This is a genomic window from Sphingomonas sp. SphC10 (genome assembly GCF_057004845.1).
In genome coordinates this window covers 3,771,103-3,790,247 of record NZ_CM168044.1, presented here as the reverse complement: position 1 = coordinate 3,790,247, position 19,145 = coordinate 3,771,103, and the positions used below count along the sequence as shown (strand labels likewise).

General features: G+C 66.4%; 20 protein-coding genes. 13 read left to right on the top strand and 7 right to left on the bottom strand.

Annotated features, from left to right (window positions below):
* Positions 1 to 477 precede the first annotated feature (477 nt).
* Together rpsT and mutM are read right to left on the bottom strand one after the other, a co-directional pair.
* The gene (gene rpsT / locus ACWKSV_RS17625) at positions 478 to 741 is read right to left on the bottom strand and encodes a 30S ribosomal protein S20 (RefSeq protein WP_483666825.1); all 264 of its coding nucleotides are present in this window, start codon (positions 739 to 741) and stop codon (positions 478 to 480) included.
* Positions 742 to 828: 87 nt separating this feature from the next.
* A complete protein-coding gene (gene mutM / locus ACWKSV_RS17620) occupies positions 829 to 1,644 on the bottom strand; it encodes a bifunctional DNA-formamidopyrimidine glycosylase/DNA-(apurinic or apyrimidinic site) lyase (RefSeq protein ID WP_076715257.1) in 816 nt (271 codons plus the stop codon).
* Between the two features lie 79 nt (positions 1,645 to 1,723).
* Between mutM and ACWKSV_RS17615 the strand changes: the two genes are divergently transcribed.
* From ACWKSV_RS17615 to ACWKSV_RS17580, 8 genes are read left to right on the top strand one after another with little or no spacing between them, the layout of a single operon-like run.
* Positions 1,724 to 2,455, top strand: a complete 732-nt coding sequence (locus ACWKSV_RS17615; protein WP_076715255.1) for a class I SAM-dependent methyltransferase — start codon at positions 1,724 to 1,726, stop codon at positions 2,453 to 2,455.
* 28 nt (positions 2,456 to 2,483) lie between these two features.
* Positions 2,484 to 4,019 (top strand): 2-polyprenylphenol 6-hydroxylase, encoded by a 1,536-nt coding sequence (gene ubiB, locus ACWKSV_RS17610; RefSeq protein WP_076715254.1) that lies wholly within the window; start codon positions 2,484 to 2,486, stop codon positions 4,017 to 4,019.
* A 15-nt stretch (positions 4,020 to 4,034) separates the two neighbouring features.
* Entirely contained in the window at positions 4,035 to 5,141 is a 1,107-nt protein-coding gene (locus tag ACWKSV_RS17605) for a hypothetical protein (RefSeq protein ID WP_076715252.1), read from the top strand.
* Positions 5,138 to 6,325, top strand: coding sequence for a bifunctional phosphopantothenoylcysteine decarboxylase/phosphopantothenate--cysteine ligase CoaBC (gene coaBC / locus ACWKSV_RS17600; RefSeq protein ID WP_076715250.1), 1,188 nt, complete (start codon positions 5,138 to 5,140; stop codon positions 6,323 to 6,325). Before ACWKSV_RS17605 ends, coaBC begins: the two co-directional genes overlap by 4 nt.
* Positions 6,322 to 6,771: a dUTP diphosphatase gene (dut, locus tag ACWKSV_RS17595; RefSeq protein WP_056429933.1), complete on the top strand. Its 450-nt coding sequence runs from the start codon at positions 6,322 to 6,324 to the stop codon at positions 6,769 to 6,771. The genes coaBC and dut overlap by 4 nt, the downstream gene beginning before the upstream one ends.
* A gap of 2 nt (positions 6,772 to 6,773) precedes the next feature.
* Positions 6,774 to 7,211 carry a hypothetical protein gene (locus ACWKSV_RS17590; protein WP_156884182.1) on the top strand — a complete coding sequence of 146 codons (438 nt, stop codon included), beginning with the start codon at positions 6,774 to 6,776 and terminating at the stop codon, positions 7,209 to 7,211.
* Entirely contained in the window at positions 7,208 to 7,975 is a 768-nt protein-coding gene (locus ACWKSV_RS17585) for a HesA/MoeB/ThiF family protein (RefSeq protein WP_076715247.1), read from the top strand. Before ACWKSV_RS17590 ends, ACWKSV_RS17585 begins: the two co-directional genes overlap by 4 nt.
* Positions 7,972 to 8,328, top strand: coding sequence for a hypothetical protein (locus tag ACWKSV_RS17580; RefSeq protein ID WP_076715246.1), 357 nt, complete (start codon positions 7,972 to 7,974; stop codon positions 8,326 to 8,328). The genes ACWKSV_RS17585 and ACWKSV_RS17580 overlap by 4 nt, the downstream gene beginning before the upstream one ends.
* 201 nt (positions 8,329 to 8,529) lie before the next feature.
* Here ACWKSV_RS17580 and galU read toward each other — a convergent pair whose 3' ends face one another.
* Positions 8,530 to 9,390 carry a UTP--glucose-1-phosphate uridylyltransferase GalU gene (galU, locus tag ACWKSV_RS17575; protein WP_058745066.1) on the bottom strand — a complete coding sequence of 287 codons (861 nt, stop codon included), beginning with the start codon at positions 9,388 to 9,390 and terminating at the stop codon, positions 8,530 to 8,532.
* A gap of 113 nt (positions 9,391 to 9,503) precedes the next feature.
* Between galU and wecB the strand changes: the two genes are divergently transcribed.
* The 4 genes from wecB to ACWKSV_RS17555 all read left to right on the top strand — a co-directional run bounded on the left by wecB (position 9,504) and on the right by ACWKSV_RS17555 (position 13,145).
* Positions 9,504 to 10,634 carry a non-hydrolyzing UDP-N-acetylglucosamine 2-epimerase gene (gene wecB, locus ACWKSV_RS17570; protein WP_076715244.1) on the top strand — a complete coding sequence of 377 codons (1,131 nt, stop codon included), beginning with the start codon at positions 9,504 to 9,506 and terminating at the stop codon, positions 10,632 to 10,634.
* Positions 10,618 to 11,880, top strand: a complete 1,263-nt coding sequence (wecC, locus tag ACWKSV_RS17565) for a UDP-N-acetyl-D-mannosamine dehydrogenase (protein ID WP_076715243.1) — start codon at positions 10,618 to 10,620, stop codon at positions 11,878 to 11,880. The genes wecB and wecC overlap by 17 nt, the downstream gene beginning before the upstream one ends.
* Before the next feature lie 126 nt (positions 11,881 to 12,006).
* Positions 12,007 to 12,711, top strand: a complete 705-nt coding sequence (locus ACWKSV_RS17560; RefSeq protein WP_237243541.1) for a metallophosphoesterase family protein — start codon at positions 12,007 to 12,009, stop codon at positions 12,709 to 12,711.
* A 161-nt stretch (positions 12,712 to 12,872) separates the two neighbouring features.
* The gene (locus tag ACWKSV_RS17555) at positions 12,873 to 13,145 is read left to right on the top strand and encodes a hypothetical protein (RefSeq protein WP_237243540.1); all 273 of its coding nucleotides are present in this window, start codon (positions 12,873 to 12,875) and stop codon (positions 13,143 to 13,145) included.
* A 742-nt stretch (positions 13,146 to 13,887) separates the two neighbouring features.
* Here the strand turns inward: ACWKSV_RS17555 and ACWKSV_RS17550 are convergent.
* Both ACWKSV_RS17550 and rpsU read right to left on the bottom strand, forming a co-directional pair.
* On the bottom strand, positions 13,888 to 14,463 hold the full coding sequence (locus ACWKSV_RS17550) for an FKBP-type peptidyl-prolyl cis-trans isomerase (protein ID WP_056429956.1): 576 nt from the start codon (positions 14,461 to 14,463) through the stop codon (positions 13,888 to 13,890).
* Between the two features lie 144 nt (positions 14,464 to 14,607).
* On the bottom strand, positions 14,608 to 14,814 hold the full coding sequence (rpsU, locus tag ACWKSV_RS17545) for a 30S ribosomal protein S21 (RefSeq protein WP_007404630.1): 207 nt from the start codon (positions 14,812 to 14,814) through the stop codon (positions 14,608 to 14,610).
* 370 nt (positions 14,815 to 15,184) lie between these two features.
* Here rpsU and cysS point away from each other — a divergent pair, with 370 nt between their 5' ends.
* Positions 15,185 to 16,657 (top strand): cysteine--tRNA ligase, encoded by a 1,473-nt coding sequence (cysS, locus tag ACWKSV_RS17540; protein ID WP_338468999.1) that lies wholly within the window; start codon positions 15,185 to 15,187, stop codon positions 16,655 to 16,657.
* Between the two features lie 47 nt (positions 16,658 to 16,704).
* Here cysS and ACWKSV_RS17535 read toward each other — a convergent pair whose 3' ends face one another.
* Both ACWKSV_RS17535 and ACWKSV_RS17530 read right to left on the bottom strand, forming a co-directional pair.
* Positions 16,705 to 17,019, bottom strand: a complete 315-nt coding sequence (locus tag ACWKSV_RS17535; protein WP_056429960.1) for a hypothetical protein — start codon at positions 17,017 to 17,019, stop codon at positions 16,705 to 16,707.
* Between the two features lie 221 nt (positions 17,020 to 17,240).
* On the bottom strand, positions 17,241 to 19,097 hold the full coding sequence (locus ACWKSV_RS17530; protein ID WP_083706565.1) for a methyl-accepting chemotaxis protein: 1,857 nt from the start codon (positions 19,095 to 19,097) through the stop codon (positions 17,241 to 17,243).
* Positions 19,098 to 19,145: the final 48 nt, after the last annotated feature.

Here is a 19,145-nt window from a genome sequence, read left to right as displayed (position 1 = left end):
CCGCGCACTCCACTTCTGCCGACCCCCATGATGGGCGGTCGAGCCCCTATTCCACTTGGCGACACGTAGCCCATCGGCGAATCAAACGGATTCGACCCGGTCTGTCACTTCGCGATGTCCATGACGCGGGGCACGAAGCACCGCCGCTGGGAAACCGATTATGAGCGATGACGGGGTCTGATCAAGACCATGTCCGGCCATAAATCTGAAATAAACCGGATTGACAGCCAAAAGCCCGCAGAAACCCGTCCAACTATCTCACAAACACTTGAAATCGTTGGATATTAACCAAGGCGAGCGCCATCGTCCCGAAAGTCGAATCTCTCGAATCGCGGGCAAAGCTGGCGTTGCACGAAACGCGGGATTGTTCCCACGGATCACGTTCCGCGAAGCGTTAATGAATGGATGGCGAGCGCACGAAAAAACCCGCCGGGGGACCGCCCCCGGCGGGTTTCATTCGTCGCGAAACCGAGAGGCTTAGGCCAGTGCGGCGATACGCTTGGTCAGGCGCGAGAACTTGCGCGAGACGGTGTTCTTGTGCAGCACGCCCTTGGCGACGCCACGGGCCATTTCCGGCTGCGCCGCGGCCAGAGCGACCGTCGCGGTTTCCTTGTCACCGGCGGCCAGGGCGGCTTCGATCTTCTTCACGAAGGTACGGATGCGGCTGACGCGGTTGCCGTTGATGACGGCGCGACGCTCGTTGCGACGGATACGCTTTTTGGCCTGCGGCGTGTTCGCCATGAAAACCTCTAAATCTCGATCAAAAGGGATAGCGGCGCGACGCACCAGCTTTGAAGCCGCCGCCCTTACCGGCTGACGGCCTTGGCGTCAACCACGCTGGCAGGTCGCACACCAGAAAGTCGAGCGCCCCGAATCGGTTCGCCGCCGCACAATGGTGCCGCATTCGCACGGCTCGCCCTCGCGACCATAGACGCGCCACTCCTTGGAGAAATAGCCCAGTTCGCCGTCCGGCCGCACATAATCGCGAAGCGACGAACCGCCCGCCAGGATCGCGGCCTCCAGTACGGCGCGGATCGACTCGACCAGCCGCGCGAGTCGCGCTTTCGATATCTGCCCTCCCGCCCGGCCCGGCGTGATTCTCGCCATGTGCAGCGCCTCGCAGACATAGATATTGCCAAGGCCCGCCACGATCCGCTGGTCGAGCAGCATTGCCTTGACCGGCGCCGCCCGCCCTTCCAGCGCCTCGGCCAGATAGGCGGCGGTGAAGTCCGGCCCCAGCGGCTCCGGCCCCATGGCGAGGAACGGCGGGTAGCTCGCCAGGTCGGCGGTCGACCACAGATCGACGAAACCGAATCGCCGGGGATCGTTCAGCGCCAGCCGCCGCCCCGCTGCCGTCTCCAAGAGCAGATGGTCATGCGTCTGCGGCTCGCCGGGATCGATCCGCCAGCGCCCCGACATGCCGAGGTGGAAGACCATGGTATCGCCGCGATCGGTATCGATCAGCCCGTATTTCGCACGACGACCGAGCGACGTGACGGTCGCCCCCGTCATCCGCTGACGCAAATCGGCCGGAAAGGGATGGCGCAGGTCGGGGCGGCGCGGCTCGACCAGGGTCAGCCGCGCGTCCGCCAGCACCGGGGTCAGGCCGCGGACCGTGGTTTCGACCTCGGGAAGTTCGGGCATCGGTTCTCTGTCTGGGTTTCCTTAGGCAAACAGCTAGGTAGCGTTTGCCCCGCCAGCAAGGCCGGGCTAGGGCATCCCCATGAGCGATACCGTCTCCTTCGGCTATGAAGATGTGCCCCGCGACGAAAAGGTCGCCCGTGTCGGCAGCGTGTTTACGAATGTCGCCGCCAAATATGACCTGATGAACGATGCCATGTCGGGCGGCATGCACCGCCTGTGGAAGGACCGCTTCGTGCGCCGGGTGAAGCCGCGCGCCAGCGACCAGATCCTCGACATGGCGGGCGGCACCGGCGACATCGCCTTCCGCCTGGCCGAGTCGGGTGCCAGCATCACGGTGGCCGACATCAATCCGGCGATGCTGGAGGTCGGCATGAAGCGCGCGGCCGAGCGCGGGCTGGACGGGCTGGTCTGGACCGAGGCCAATGCCGAGCAGCTGACCTTCCCCGACAAATTCTTCGATGCCTATACGATCGCGTTCGGCATCCGGAACGTCACCGACATCCCGGCCGCGCTGAAGGAAGCGCACCGCGTCCTGCGGCGCGGCGGGCGGTTCTTCTGTCTGGAATTCTCGACCACCGTCTGGCCGGGCTTCTCGGAAGTGTATGACGCCTATTCGCACAAGCTGGTGCCCAAGCTGGGCCAGATGCTGGCGGGCGATGCGGACAGCTATCGCTATCTGATCGAATCGATCCGTCGTTTCCCCGACATGCCGACCTTTGAAGCCATGATCCGCGAAGCCGGTTTCGTCGAAACCAAGGTCGAACCGATCATGGGCGGCCTGGTCGCGATCCATTCGGGCTGGAAGATTTGATGCTGGCAGGCATGGGCGGAAACGCCCTGTGACCCAGCCGGTGGTGCATCTCTGGCGTCTGCTCAAATGGGGGCGGACGCTGGCACGGCATGGCGCGTTGCAGGGTATCGAGCGCGATCCCAACACGCCCGCGCCCGTGCGGCGGCTGGCGCGTGTCGCCCGCTTCGGCGCGCGCGTGCCCGCCAAGCCTGCCTATGCCGACGCGTTCCAGGCGATCGGCCCGGCGGCGATCAAGCTGGGCCAGACGCTGGCGACTCGGCCCGATCTGGTCGGCGACGATGCCGCGCACGACCTGTTGCGGCTTCAGGATCAGTTGCCCCCCGTCCCCTTCGCGACGATCTGCGCCGCGATGGAGGCGAGCATGGGTCGCCCGCCCTCGCACTTCTTCTCCTCGATCGAGGAGGTGCCGGTCGGTGCCGCCTCGATCGCGCAGGTGCACCGTGCGGTGACGACCGATGGCCGCACGGTCGCGGTCAAGGTGCTGCGCCCCGGCGTCGAGGAAGACTTTGCCCGCGCCATCGACACCTATCAATGGGCTGCCGCGCAGGTCGAGGGGATGAGCGGCGAGGCCGCGCGCCTGCGCCCGCGCCTGACCGTCGAGAATTTCCGCCGCTGGACGCTGCGCGAGCTGAACTTCCGGCGCGAAGCAGCCTCGGCCTCCGAACTGGCCGAGGCGATGACCGCCGAGCCGGACTTCATGGTACCGCAGATCGACTGGGCACGGTCCACCGCCAAGGTGCTGACGGTCGAGTGGATCGACGGGATCAAGCTGTCCAACCGACAGGCGCTAGTCGAGGCGGGGTACGACCTGCCGCATCTGGCGCAGACCCTTGTGCGCGCGTTCCTGCGCCAGGCGATCGCGGAAGGTTTCTTCCACGCCGACATGCACCAGGGTAATCTGTTCGCCCTGCCCGGCAACAAGATCGCCGCGATCGACTTCGGCATCATGGGCCGGATCGACCGGCGCGCGCGGGTATGGCTGGCCGAGATCCTATACGGCCTGATCACCGGCAATTATAAGCGCGTCGCCGAGATTCATTTCGAGGCGGGCTATGTCCCCGCCCACCATAATGTCGCCGAGTTCGCCACCGCGCTGCGGGCGGTCGGCGAGCCGATGCGGGGGCTTCCGGTCAAGGACATGTCGATCGGCATGATGCTGGACGGCCTGTTCTCGATCACCCGCGATTTCGACATGGTGACGCAGCCACATTTGCTGCTGCTGCAAAAGACCATGGTGATGGTCGAGGGCGTGGCGACCAGCCTCGATCCCGACATCAACCTGTGGGACTCGGCCGCGCCCTTCGTGCGCGAATGGATTCGCACCGAGCTGGGGCCAGAGGCCAAGATCGCCGACCGGCTGATCGAGGATGTGCAGACGCTCGCCCGCCTGCCCGAACTGGTCCGCCGGATCGAGGCGCGTTACCCTGCGCCGGGTGGCGAGCCGCCTGCGCCGCCCCTCAAGCAGATCGAGGTCGTGCGGATCGGCGGCGGCTGGCGTTATGCGCTGATCTCGATGCTGTCGGCCGCTGCCGGGGTCGCGGCCACCATCGCCGTGCTTCGATAGGATGCTGGGATAGGCATGCCGGGCAGCGCGCCCCCCGTTTCCCCGCGCCGCATCTCGCGGCCGCTCTGGCTGAGCCAGCCGGGGCGGTTGTCGGGCATGACGCCACCGGTCGCGATCGGGATGCTCGCGCTGCTGTTCGTGCTGATCGCGGGGCTGCTCTGGACCGGTGGCGATGCCGATCCGGTAGCCGACCGCCTGACGCCGGTTTCGGCGGCGATCCTCGACCATGTGCGGCACGGGCAGGATTTTTACGCGGCCGCGATCGACGCCCTTCGCGAGAATGGGCGGCCATTGCGCCCCGTGCTGCTGGCGGTGCCGCTGCCCGCGCTACCCGTGACGCTGGCGCTGATGCCGCCGTTGGTCGGTCAGTTGCTGCTCATCCTGCTGGGCCTGGCCGTCGTCGCGGGCTGGGCGCGGCGCTGCTGGCCGCTGTTCGAGGGGCGCGGCCCCCGCGCATTGGCGATCATCCTGCTCGTCGCCGGGCTTTATCCGGCGCTCGACCGGACAATGGTGTCGGTGCCCGAGGTCTGGACTGCGCTGCTCATCGCACTGTCATTGGTGCAGCGGCGGCCCGACGCCATGCCCACCGCCGTCGCGCTCGGGCTGACCGCGATGATCCTCAGCCCCGTGGCGCTTCTCCATGCGTTGCTGATGGGGTTTCTCGCCTGGCGCGCAGGGGCCGAGCGCGAGGCAACGGGGTGGATCGGAGCGACCGCCGTCGCGATGATCCTCTACGCCGCCCATGCCCATAGGCTGAATGCGATGGTCGGCCCGATCGACCCCGCCATCGCCTCGCCCATCGCGTTACAGTCGCCGGGGGCGTGGCTGGCGGCGATCGCCTCGGCGAGCGGAGTCGGGGTGCTGCCCATGGCAATCACGCTGCCGTTGGCGGTGCTCGCCGCGCTGGGCTGGGCGCATTGGAGGCAGCCGGTGGCCCGGCGGGCGGGGATCACGCTTGCCGCCTATGTCCTGCTCGGCCTTCTGACCGGCGCGCCTGCCTTTGCGCTGGCGGTCGCGCCGCTTATCTTCCTCGGCGTCGTCTTCGCCCCCGATGCGGTCCGCGAGCTGATCGCCGCCGCGCGCGACCGGCGACGCATTACCGTGACGCGAGTCGTGCGATGAGCCATATCCTGTTGATCGTCGGGGGCGGGATCGCCGCCTATAAAAGCTGCGAGCTGATCCGCCTGCTGCGCAAGGCCGGGCACAGCGTGCGCTGCGTCCTGACCGAGGGGGGCAGCCATTTCGTCACGCCGATGACCCTGGCCGCGCTGTCGGAGAACCAGGTCTTCACCACGCTTTGGGACCTGAAGGACGAGGCGGAGATGGGCCATATCCAGCTCAGCCGCGAGGCCGATCTGGTCGTCGTCGCGCCGGGCACCGCCGATCTGATGGCGCGCATGGCGAACGGCCATGCCGATGATCTGGCGACGACCCTGCTGCTCGCCACCGATACGCCGGTGCTGGTCGCCCCCGCCATGAATGTGCGCATGTGGCTGCACCCCGCGACCCAGCGCAACGTGGCGCAGCTGCGTGCCGATGGGGTCGAGGTGATGGCACCCGACGAAGGCGTAATGGCATGTGGCGAGTTCGGCCCCGGCCGCCTGCCCGAGCCGCCTGCGATCCTCACCGCGATAGAGGCGAAGCTGACGCCCGCCTATCACCCGCTGGCGGGGCGGCATGTGCTGGTGACGGCGGGCCCGACTCACGAACCGATCGATCCCGTCCGCTACATCGCCAATCGCTCCTCGGGGCGACAGGGTTTTGCGGTGGCGGGCGCGCTGGCGGCCCTGGGCGCGCGGGTCACCCTGATCGCCGGGCCGGTGACGTTGCCCACCCCGCCGGGCGTTACCCGTGTGAATGTCGAGACGGCACGCGACATGGCACAGGCCGTCGCCCAGGCGCTGCCCGCCGATGCCGCCGTCATGGTCGCCGCCGTCGCCGACTGGCGGGTCGAGGCGGCAGGGCAGAAGGTGAAGAAGGACGGCGGCGCCGCCCCTGCGCTGACGCTGGTCGAGAATCCCGACATCCTCGCCACCGTCGCCGCCGCGCCCGACCGCCCCGCGCTGGTCGTCGGCTTCGCGGCCGAGACCGAGCATGTGATCGACCATGCCGTCGCCAAGCGCCTGCGCAAGCGCGCCGACTGGATCGTCGCCAACGACGTATCGGGCGACGTGTTCGGCGGCGATGCGAACCGCGTCCACCTCGTCACCGCCGACGGCGTCGAGAGCTGGGAACGGATGGGCAAGGACGCGGTGGCCAGGGGGCTCGCGCAACGTATCGCGGATGCGCTACAAGCACGGTCATGACGACCGCACCAATCTCCATTGCCATCAAATATTTGCCCCATGGCGAGGGTCTTCCCCTGCCCGCCTATGCCACCCCCGGCGCGGCGGGCATGGACGTGGTCGCCGCCGAGACGCTGACGCTGGAGCCCGGCAAACGCGCCGCTATCGCCACCGGCTTCGCCATCGCGATCCCGCCGGGTTATGAGGTGCAGGTGCGCCCGCGTTCCGGTCTGGCGCTGAAACACGGCATCACCTGCCTCAACACGCCCGGCACGATCGACGAGGATTATCGCGGCGAGGTGAAAGTAATCCTCGCCAATCTGGGCGATCAGCCGTTCGAGGTGGTGCGCGGCGAGCGCATCGCCCAGCTTGTCCCCGCCCCCGTCCAGCGCGCGACCCTGGCCCGGGTCGACGAACTCGACTCGACCGAGCGGGGAGATGGCGGCTTCGGATCGACCGGGCGGTGATCGTGGCGCTGATCCTCGCCGCCGCGACGACCCAGGCGATCGCGCCCGCGTCGCCGGTGACGCCCATACCCCGGCTGGCCGCCCCCGGCCCGGCCGAGCCGCCGCATGACTGGTCGACGCTCGGCGTGCTCACCCTGCCGCCTGCCGGACCGGATATGGTCCGTTTCGTCCGTGACGAAGTGGCGGCGGGGCGTTGCACCCGCGCCCGGCAGGACGACGCGCAGATGGTGCTGGTCGTGCCCCTCGCCATCCGGATCAGCGCTGACGGCAACGCCGACAGCGTGGTGCCGCTCGCTATCGGCTGCCCCACGGTCGAACAGTTCAGCGCAGGCGCGGCACAGCGCATGGTGCGCCACCTGGCGCACCGGACCATGATCCCGGGCGATCGCTGGTATCGGACGGTCATCACCTATACTTGGCTGGGTACGGGGCCGGGATGATCCTGAGCGACGACGAACTCGCCCGTTATGCCCGCCACATAGTCCTCCGCGAGTTCGGCGGCGGCGGGCAGCTGAAACTGAAACAGGCCAAGGTCGCGGTGATCGGCGCGGGCGGCATCGGCTCTCCCGCTATCCAGTATCTGGCCGCCGCGGGCATCGGATCGCTGGTGCTGATCGATGACGATGTGGTCGAGCCGTCCAACCTGCAACGCCAGACCATCTTCACCACCCAGGATCGCGGCACACCCAAGGTCGAGGCCGCCGCCGCCCATGTCGCGCGGCTGAACCCGCATGTCGCCGTGGCCGTGCACCGCACGCGGGTGACGCCGGACAATGCCGCCGCCCTGATCGAGGGGGCCGACGTCGTCCTGGACGGCTGCGACAATTTCGCGACCCGGCTGGCGGTGGCCGATGCCGCGCTGGCCCTGCGCATCCCGCTCGTCTCGGCGGCGGTTGGGCAGTTCGAGGGGCAGCTGGCGGTCTATCGCGGCTGGGAAGCGGACAAGCCCTGTTATCGCTGCTTCGTCGGCGAGGCGGCCGACCAGGCCGGGCTGACCTGCGCCGATGACGGCGTGCTGGGGCCGGTGACGGGGGTAATGGGAAGCCTCGCCGCGCTGGAGGCTCTACGCGCCGCCGCACCGTTCGGGCGCGACAGTGCGGGCAGCATCCTGATCGCCGACATGCTGACCATGCGTTTCCGTACGCTCGCCTTGCCCAAGGACCCCGGCTGTCGTTGCGCTCACATGGTCGCGGTGGCGGCATGAGCGCGCGGCCGACGCCGCCGTCCGGCTGGCTCGACTGGACGGGAGACAAGGGCTGGATCGGGCAGGTCACCGGCCTGCCCGACAGTACGCTCCACGCCTATGCAGGGATGGCGATCCTCACTCTTTCGGCCTTGGTCCTACGGCGCAAGCCCTGGGACTGGCGCTGCTGGCTGACCGTGCTGGTGATCGAGACGGTCAACGAAGCCTATGACCTGCTTCAACCCTTCTATGCCACGGATGAAGGCAATCTGCCCGCCAGCTGGTTCGACATCTGGAACACGATGCTGTGTCCGACGGTAATCCTGCTGACCTTCGGCTGGCTGTCGCGGCGGGCGGACCGGCGGGAGCGTTAATGCTCATTCCTCCCCTTGCAGGGGAGGTGGCAGGCCGAAGGCCTGACGGAGGGGTGTCCCGCTCGGCAAGAGCGGGTCTCACTCGCAACCGGCTACACCCCTCCACCAGCTTCGCTGGTCCCCCTCCCCTTGCAGGGGAGGAATGAAAAAGGGGCGGTGGCCTTTCGGCCCCGCCCCCTTCGTCAACTCGAAAAACTGAAATCAGCCGAGCAGCTTCGTCGCGAACTCGCGCACCGCCGGACCGATGTCCTCGCGCGCCAGCCCCAGCGCCAGGTTGGCCGTCAGCCAGCCCGCCTTGTCGCCGCAGTCGTAACGCTGCCCGTCGAAGGTGAAGCCATGGAAGGGCTGGTTGCCGATCAGCTTGGCCATCGCATCGGTCAGCTGGATTTCGCCGCCCGCACCCGGCTCCTGGGCGTCGAGGATCTGCATGACCTCGGGCTGCAGGATGTAGCGGCCGGGGATCATCAGGTTCGACGGCGCCTTGCCCTTGGGCTTTTCGACCAGCGCGGTCACTTCGGTCAGACGACCGTCCTGCTTGCCCGGCGAGATGATGCCGTATTTGTCCGTTTCGCTGTCGGGCACTTCCAGGGCGCCGATGACGTTGCCACCGACCTGGTCATAGGCCTCGACCATCTGCTTCATGAAGCCGCCGACCATCAGTTCGTCGGGCAGCAGCACCGCGAAGGGCTCGTCGCCGACGATTTCACGCGCGCACCACACCGCATGGCCCAGGCCCAGCGGTTCCTGCTGGCGGACATAGACGGGGCTGCCCGGCTTCTGGCGGATGCCCTCGATCACGGCGAGGCTCTTGCCGCGCGCCTTCATCGTGGCTTCGAGTTCGTAGGAGATATCGAAATGATCCTCCAGCGCGCCCTTGCCGCGACCGGTGACGAAGATGATCTGCTCGATCCCCGCTTCCAGCGCTTCCTCGACGGCATACTGGATCAACGGCTTGTCGACGACGGTCAGCATTTCTTTCGGCATCGACTTGGTCGCGGGCAGAAAGCGCGTCCCCAGACCGGCCACCGGAAAAACAGCCTTGCGAACCTTCTTGATCGTCATGAAACACTCCCTGAATCAATCTGCCTCTAGCCGCATCGTGCAGCGCAACATAGCCTCGCGCCAGCGGGATGCGGTTAGGATGTCCTTAAAAGCGACAGGTTACGAATCGCACGATGACGCGCCCCCCGATCCTCATCATCTTCGGCACAAGGCCGGAAGCGATCAAACTGTTCCCTGTTGTCAGGGTCTTGCGTGATTCGGGCGCGGTGCCGGTCCGGGTCTGCGTGACCGCGCAGCATCGCAGGATGCTGGACCAGGTGCTGGATATCGCCGGGCTCGTCCCCGATCACGATCTGGACCTGATGGAACCGGGCCAGTCGCTCGACCGGCTGACCGCGCGGCTGCTGACCGGGCTGGGCGAGGTGATGGATAGCGAGCGTCCTGCCATGGTCGTCGTGCAGGGCGATACCGCGACCGCCATGGCCGGGGCGCTGGCCGCCTATTACCGCAAGATTCCGGTCGCCCATGTCGAGGCGGGGCTGCGCTCGGGCGATATCTATCAGCCCTGGCCCGAAGAGGTGAACCGGCGGATGATCGCGCCGATCGCCGAACTGCACTTCGCGCCGACCGAAACCGCCGCCGCCGCCCTGCGCGCCGAGGGGATCGATCCGGCCCGGGTCCATGTGACGGGCAACAGCGTGATCGATGCCCTCCACTGGACCAAGGCACGGATCGCCGCCGATCCGATGCTGGCGTCGGGCCTCGATCCCGTACTGGCGCGGCTCGCGGGCAAGCGGATCCTGCTGGTCACGACCCATCGGCGCGAGAATTTCGGTGACGGCATGGCCGCGATCGCCCGTGCGCTGCGCCGGATCGCCGAGCGGGAGGATGTCGGCATCCTCTTCCCGATGCACCCCAACCCCAATGTCGTGGCGGTGATGGACGAGATATTGGGCGACCATCCCGCCATCGCGCGCATTGCGCCGCTCGATTATCCCCAATTCGTCCATGCGCTGGACGCCGCGCATATCGTGCTGACCGACTCGGGCGGCGTGCAGGAGGAAGCCCCTGCGCTCGGCAAGCCGGTGCTCGTCATGCGCGAGACGACCGAACGCCCCGAAGGCGTGGCGGCGGGCACGGCCCGGCTGATCGGCACCGACGAGGACCGGATCGCTGCGGAAGTCTTCGCATTACTCGACGATACAGACCGTTATGCCGCCATGGCGCGCGCGCATAACCCATTCGGCGCAGGGAATACCGCCGAGCAGATCAACAGGATCATGACCCATGCCCTTGGACTCTGAACTCTCGGTCACGGTGATGGGGCTGGGCTATATCGGCCTGCCCACCGCCGCGATCATCGCGCGGACCGGCGCGATGGTGACCGGGGTCGACGTCACCCCCTCGGTCGTCGAGACGATCAATTCGGGCCGCGTCCATATCGAGGAGGTCGATCTGGACGGCCTGGTATCGGGCGTGGTGGCGCGCGGCAGCCTGAAGGCCTCGCTGACCGTCGCCCCGGCCGATGTCTTCGTCATCGCGGTGCCGACGCCCTTCACCGAGGATCGCCAGCCAGACATCACCTTCGTCCTCGATGCCGCGCGGGCGATCGCGCCGGTGCTGAAGACCGGCGACACGGTGATCCTCGAATCGACCTCGCCCGTCGGCACGACCGAGCAGGTCCGCGACCTGATCGCGCGCGAACGCCCGGACCTGAAGCTGCCGGGCGCCACCCGGCCGGGCGAGCAGGCCGATCTCGCCATCGCCTATTGCCCGGAACGCGTTTTGCCGGGGCGTATCCTGGTCGAGCTGATCGACAACGACCGCGTTATCGGCGGCATCACGCCGCGCTGCGCGCGCAAGGCGCTGGCCTTTTACCGGCGCTTCGTGCGTGGCGCGTGCGTCACCACCACCGCGCGCGCGGCCGAAATGACCAAGCTGACCGAGAACGCCTTTCGCGACGTCAACATCGCCTTCGCCAATGAACTCAGCCTGGTGGCGGACACGCTGGGGGTCGATGTGTGGGAGGTTATCCGGCTGGCCAATCGCCATCCGCGCGTCAACATCCTGTCGCCCGGCCCCGGAGTCGGCGGACATTGTATCGCGGTCGATCCCTGGTTCCTGGTCGCGGCCGACCCAGCCAACACGCCGCTGATCCGCACCGCGCGTGAAGTGAACGACGGCAAGACCGACCATATCATCGCCCGCGCCGCCGCGATGATCGAGGCGCAGGACGGGCCGGTCGCCTGTCTGGGCCTCGCCTTCAAGGCCAATATCGACGACTTCCGCGAAAGCCCCGCGCTGAAGGTCGCCGCCGCCCTCGCCGCCCGGTTCGGCGAGCGCGTCCATATCGTCGAGCCCTATGCCGCCACCCTGCCCCGCGCCTTTGACGGGACGGGCGCACGGCTGATCGATATCGACACCGCGCTGGAAACTTGCGAGGCGATGATCGTTCTAGTCGACCACGACATTTTCCGATCCGTCCCGCTCGACGAGCGTCGGGGCAAGACCGTTCTGGACACGCGCGGGCTATGGCCTGACCAGAGCTGAGGCCCACGTCGCATTGCGCGAGCGCATGGTCGGGACTAAGCACAACCGCCTATAGCGGATATCAGACCATCCATGCTTGCCAAGCTGTTGAATCTACGAAAGCGCGTTCCTGATTTCGTACCCGCCATGGTGCCCGGTCTTCGGGTCTATGCCGTCGGCGATATCCATGGTCGGCTGGACCTGCTCGACGCCATCCTGACCCGGATCGAGGCGGATCACGGCGCGCGTCCACCCGCCGAACGCCACATCATCTTCCTCGGCGACCTGGTCGATCGCGGCCCCGATTCGGCCGGAGTCGTGGAGCGCATCCGCCAGCTTGGCGCCAGCGATCGCCGCGTCCATTGCCTGATGGGCAATCATGAGGAGATTTTCCTCCGCGCGATCGACGGCGACGACAAGGCGCTGCGCCTCTTCTGCCGAATCGGCGGGCGCGAGACGATGCTCAGTTACGGCGTCTCCAGCGAGGATTATGAGCGGCTCGATTACAACGAGGTTGCGGACCGGCTAAAGGCCGTGGTGCCGCATGAGCATCAGTTGTTCCTGTCGAACCTGAAGGAGATCATGGTTCTGGGCGACTATGCCTTCGTTCATGCGGGAATCCGTCCCGGTATCCCGATCGCCGAACAGAAGCTGACCGAAACGCGCTGGATTCGCGATCCTTTTCTGGATCACCGCGCGCCTTTGGAGAAGATGGTCGTGCATGGCCATACGGTCGCCGAAGAGGCAGAAATCCTGCCGCATCGCATCGGAATTGACACTGGTGCCTATCAGAGCGACCGACTGACCGCGCTGATGCTGGAAGATCAGGCACGAGAGATTTTTTCCACCTGATGTCTCTTTACTGAGGCGAAACGTTTGCGGGGGCATTCCGTTGAGCGGTAAAGCAACGTATAGCCGCAGGGCGGTAAAGTAATGTTGCATTGCCGCATCAGTGTGGGAGCATAACTGCCCCATACTCGTTGGTGGGGTTGCCTTGGGACGGCTTGCGTGCCATGGGCCTGCTGACATTTTTAAGGGAGTTAGACATGCGTCTTGGGAAGTTTCTCGTCGCCGCTGCCGCCGTTTCGATGACCGTTGCTCCGGCAATGGCTGCGAACCCGGCTGCCAGCCTTTCGGTTTCGAAGTCGGTCCGCGCGTCGGCTCCGGCTGCCAAGAAGAACGGCCTGGCCGGCGGTGGCATCCTCGTCGCCGTTCTGGCGGCTGCTGCCGTCGTCGCCGGCATCGTTGTTGTTGCCGACTCGGACGACTCGGCCGACAGCAACTAAGTTGCTTCAGCCTCACGGTTGAAAGGAATAGCGGCCTTCGGGCCGCTATTTTTTTGCCTGGTGGGGATGGGGTGCGTTTGCTTCATCGGTGAGATACGGCCCGATAGGCATGACCGGCATATCGGGACCGCCGAGGCTCTCACCGACGCGCGGTCGGCCTTGACCTACGCATTCAACGCTGAACGGATATGATGATCTGCCAATCAAGCGCGTTGGGTATCAGCGCATAGCTGGGTGCAGGACTTGTCTGGGGCGGACGAAGCATCAGGGTTATCCGCCAAACATGCTCCCTCACTGACGCCTTGTATGAGACACAAGCCATCGGTTGGCTTCTGACAGGCGCGATGACTTGGCCTTGATGGGAGTAAGCCTCTCCTTTCAGGGATAGATCAGGGTAGAACCTCCCCATGAGCGCTGGTCATATGCCCCCCTGCCCGCGCGACGCAGACGATCGAGCCCGATTACTGTCATCTCCCTCACAGAATAAGTGGGATCGGCGGTAACAACCCCGGTAGGAACCACCACAACCTCCACCGAATCGAGCGTACGGGGCGAATATCCGGCTATTGCAGCAAGCCCTCTAAGGCCAAACCTTGGAGATGCACGCCAGTTGTGGGCGACATCGTCGCTCGCCTGGCATGCGGTGGTCCCAGGTCAAGCCTGAAACGCAAAATCGCCGGAACCCTGTGGGGCTCCGGCGATCTCGATCCGATTGGAAACGCTTGGGGTTCGGTCTGCGCCCTTAGCGGGGCGACGGTGCGCCGGGAGCACCGCCGGGCATCCCGCCAGGACCACCGGCGCCGCCCATCATCGACTGCTGCGCCTGCATCTGGCGCAGGACCGATTCGGGGATGAAGTCGATCATCTCGACATCGAACACCAGTTCCGAATTGGCCGGGATCGGGCCGTTCGCATGGTCGCCATAGCCGAGCTTGGCAGGCAGCCAGAAACGATACTTCGAACCCTTGGGCATCAGCTTCAGCGCTTCGGCAAAGCCGGGCAGCACGCTCGACAGCGGCATCGGGGTCGGCTGCTTGGAGGCGTCGAAGACGGTGCCGTCGATCAGGCGGCCGGTATAGTTGACCAGCGCCACGTCGGTCGCGGTCGGATGCGCCCCGCCCTGACCAGGCTCGATCACCTTATACTGAAGACCAGACGCAGTCGTCGTGACGCCGGCGCCGCGCGCCTCACGCACCAGGGCGGCATCGCCCTGACGCGCCAGCAAGGCAGCGGCGATCACGGCCGCCACCACCGCAACCCATATCCAGACCAGATAGGAACGCCGGACGGGACGAAGGGGAACAGCGGTTACGGACATGCCTGTTTCTCGCTCTGTGCGTGGGCGTTCAGGGAATGCGGCGCTCGAAGCGCGGGCCGATTCGCCTCATGCGATTCGGCCGGTGCCGGGCCGCACCGCGCCCTCCGCCAGATGCGAAAGGGTCACGGCCGCCCGGCGAGACGCTTACCGTGCGCCGTCGCGCTCGGCGCGCTTGCGCTCCAGCTTGCGGGCACGACGCACCGCCGCGGCACGCTCACGAGCGCGCTTTTCCGAGGGCTTCTCGTAATGGCGACGGAGCTTCATTTCGCGATACACGCCTTCCCGCTGCAGCTTCTTCTTGAGCGCGCGAAGGGCCTGATCCACATTGTTGTCGCGAACGATGATCTGCATAAAAACGAATTGCTCCGGCAAAACAGGATAAAGCGGCCGCAGAACAACTGTGGCCGCATCGTCGGGCGCTCCTAGCAGCGCGGTCGTCCGATTACAACCCGTCGGATCGCAAATCGCTCTGCCGCACGGCATCCTCCGCTCGGCGCCGAAGTGCCGGATATGAACGCGCTTGTCATGTGGCGGCCATGCTGCGGTGATCCCCCGCCCCCTAGAAGCGTCGCTGTCCGGCTAACTCCCGTATGCCGGGCACCCTGACATGTTCATGGGCCTTTCAGGCTCAGGAACGAAACGGCACGGTGCCTCCCCTGTCACCGCGTCAGCCCCGGTCCGGTACCCGCCGGACCGGGGCCTCTTTCAGGCCGGAGCCGACATGGCTAAGGCAAGCGCCATGACCGTCCCCGCTTCCCCCGCCACGCCGCTGACCCTGTACAACAGCCTGACCCGCATGGCCGAGACGTTCCGGCCGATCGATCCGGCCAATGTTCGCGTCTATTCCTGCGGGCCGACGGTCTACAACTATGCGCATATCGGCAATCTGCGCGCCTATGTCTTCACCGATACGCTGTCGCGCGTGCTGCGGTGGAAGGGCTGGCCGCTCACCCACATCATCAACATCACCGATGTCGGCCATCTGACCTCGGACGCTGATGCGGGCGACGACAAGATGGAGGCCGCCGCCAAGAAGAGTGGCCAGGACATCTGGGCGATCGCCGCGCATTACACCGACGCCTTCAAGCGCAACCTGAAGGATCTGGGCATTGCCGAGCCCACCCGCTTCCCGCTGGCGACCGAGCATGTCCCGCAGATGATCGACTTCGCCAAGGCGATCGAGGCGAAGCATTGCTACCGCCTGCCCGACGGCCTGTATTTCGACGTGACGACCGTGCCCGATTATGGCCGCCTCGCCCGGCATCAGGATGACGAGGGCGAAAGCCGCATCGATCCGGTCGCGGGCAAGCGCCACCCGGCCGACTTCGCCATCTGGCGCGCCTCCGCGCCGGGCGAAAATCGTCAGATGGAATGGGACAGCCCCTGGGGTCCGGGTGCGCCGGGCTGGCATCTGGAATGCTCGGTGATGAGCAAGCAGTATCTGGGTGCGCAGTTCGACATCCATACCGGCGGCATCGACCACCGCGAGATTCATCACCCGAACGAAATCGCCCAGAACCAGGCGCACAGCTGCACCCCCAACAGCGGCGCCAATATCTGGATGCACAATAATTTCCTGGTCGACCGCACCGGCAAGATGTCCAAGTCGTCGGGCGAGTTCCTGACGCTCCAGGCGCTGATGGATCGCGGTTTCCACCCGCTCGCCTATCGCCTGATGTGCCTCCAGGCGCATTACCGGTCGGAGATGGAGTTCGGCTGGGATGGCCTGGCGGCCGCGCAGGTGCGGCTCAAGCGCCTCGTCCAGACGGTCGAGGGGCTTCGCGCCCGCGCCGACGCGCCCGAGAAGGGCGATGCGGCCTCCTATCGCGAGCGGCTGGACAGTGTGCTGTCCGACGATCTGGCGACGCCCCGCGCGCTGCCGGTGCTGGACGAGATGCTGGGCGACAAGAAGCTGTCGCCGGGCGTGCGACTCGCCGCGCTGGCCGATTTCGATGCGACATTGGGGCTGCAACTGACGACGCTGACCCGCGCCGACCTGCGCACCCGGCCCAGGACCGCGACCCTGGACGAGTCGGAGATCGAGGCGCAACTGGTCGAGCGTCGCGCGGCGCGGGCGGACAAGGATTTCGCCAGGAGCGACGCGATTCGCGACACGCTGCTCGCCGCCGGGGTCGAGGTGATGGACGGCGACCCGCTGGGCTGGGACTGGAAGCCGGTGCTACCGGAAGGTTGATAAGACCTATTCCTCCCCTTTCAGGGGAGGAATTGTAAAAATATCGCTCAACGCCGTCCGCGCGGGGATCGCATCCTCAGGCCGATGAACAGCACGGTCGGCCAGAACATCGTGTTGGCGATGTCGCCCAGCGTGTCGGTCCAGCGCCACGATCCGTAATGCAGCCGGTCGAGGATCTCGTTCGCCGCCTCGGCCAGCGCGACGCAGGCGAGCGGGATCGGCGTGGCCAGCGACTTTCGGGTCAGGATGCGCGCCAAGAACAGTACTGCCATGCCTGCATGAACGTGCAACAGGCTGTCGGCCATGCCGGTGCCGTCACCGATCCACTGGATGAAATCGGCATAGCGTTGGGGAATATCCATGGCCGCCGCTTGCCCCGGCAGGACGCGACTTACAATCCCCGCGCCGCATGGGGCCCCTGCTCCGCGTTGAAATGTAAGAAAGCCCGCGACCTGTCGAGTGGGATCGTGGACCTATCAGGCTGCCCCGCTTTCTTCCCTCTCCCCTCTATGAGGGGCGAGGGAAGAAGGGCACGGTCGAATGCCAATCGGTTCTCTAGCCATGCGGCGATGTCAGTGGGCGATCAGAAGCTGCTCCAATCGTCGTCATCCTGCTTCACGGCAAGATTGCCCTGGACCGGGCTCGGTACACGCCGCACCGGGGCGGGCGCGCGGCGCATGGGAGCGACCGACGCGGCCGGTGCCATCACCGTCTCGTCGACGCGGAAGCGGTTGACCTGCTCCTCCAGCGCACGGGCTTCGGCGGACAGCGCGCGGACGGCGGCGGTCACTTCCTCGACCATCGCGGCATTGGCCTGGGTCACGCCGTCCATGTCATTGATCGCCAGATTGACCTGCTGGATGCTCGTCGCCTGTTCGGACGCCCCGCCCGCGATCGATTCGACCAGCCCGCTGATGTCATGCATGCCCGTAGCGATCAGGCGCAGCGACTCGTCGGTCTTGTTGGCCAGTTCCACGCCGCTGCGCACCCGCTCGACCGTGGTCGTGATGCGGGCGCTGATGTCGCGCGCCGCTTCGGCCGAGCGTTCCGCGAGCGCACGCACTTCGGAGGCGACGACGGCAAAGCCCTTGCCCGCATCGCCCGCCCGCGCCGCCTCGACGCCCGCGTTCAGCGCCAGCAGGTTGGTCTGGAAGGACAGGCCGTCGATTACCGCGATGATCTCGGCAATCTCGTTGGACGAACGTTCGATATCGCCGATCGCGGAGACGGTGCGGCGGACGATCGCCTCGCTATTGGCGACGTCGCTGCTCGCCTTGCGGACGATGCCCTCGGCAGACTGGGCCTTGGTCGCTGCCGCCGTCACCGACTGGGCGATCTCGTTCATCGCGGCCGAGGTTTCCTCGATGCTCGCCGCCTGCTGCTCGGCACGGCGAGCCAGGTCGTCGGCGGCTTCGTTCATCTCCACCGCGCCGCTGCTGATCCCGGCGGCATTGACCCGTACCGCGCCCAGCGAGCCCGACAGACGCGAGACGGCCGTGTTGAAGTCGCGCTCGATCGCCGCATAGGAAGGCGGGAAACCCGAAAGCCGGGCCGTCAGGTCCGAATCGGCCAACTGGCCCAGCGCGCAGCCGATCCGGTCGACCACCTCATTCTGCTCGGCATCCGCTCGCGCCTTGGCGACGGCCGCGTCGCGGAAGACGACGACGGCGCGCGACATGCTGCCCAATTCGTCGCCCCGGTCGGCATCGGGGACGGCGATATCGTTGCGACCGCGCGACAAGGCTTCCATGATCCCGGTCAGCCGGACGATCGGCCGCCCCAGCGCACGCGACAACAGCATCGCCATTGCCGCCGCGACACCGATCATCACCACCGCCCCGATGGCCAGGCTCCATTGCCCGGTCAGCAGCGCCGTCTTCCGTGCGGCCCGCACGCTCTTCAATTCCGCGACGGTCTGCGCCCGGACATCGCGCAGCGCCTGAAGGACCGAGGTGACCCGAACCCGCTCGCTATTGTCGCGAAGCCATTGCTGTGCGCCCTCGCGGTCGGTGCGACTGCGCTCGATCAGCGGATCACCGATCGTGCGGCGCCATTCCTGCATATGCTCGTGCGACCGGGCGACCTCCGCGCGGGCCTTCGGATCATTGTCCAGCAGCGCGTCGAGCTTGGACGCGGACTGTATCTCGGTCGCGCGCGACTCGAAATACTGCTTCAGATAGGCTTCGTCGGAGGTGATCAGGAAGCCGCGCATCTGGCTGTTTTCGCGCTGGACCCCGCCCTCCATCTCCAGCGTATAGCCATAGATGTCCTGGGCATGGCTGCTTTCCGTGGTCGTCGCCTGAATGCGGGCGAACGCCCACCACAGCACGCCGATCATGACGAACACCGTCATGATGACGAGCGCGAAGGACAGGCCGATCTTCTTCGGTATGGGCAAGGATGAAAGCATGGCGATTCCCGACACGTCGCGGGCTGTCATGCCGGCGATTTCGATCGGGCATAGGCGCCAACTGCAAACGGTTGGTTA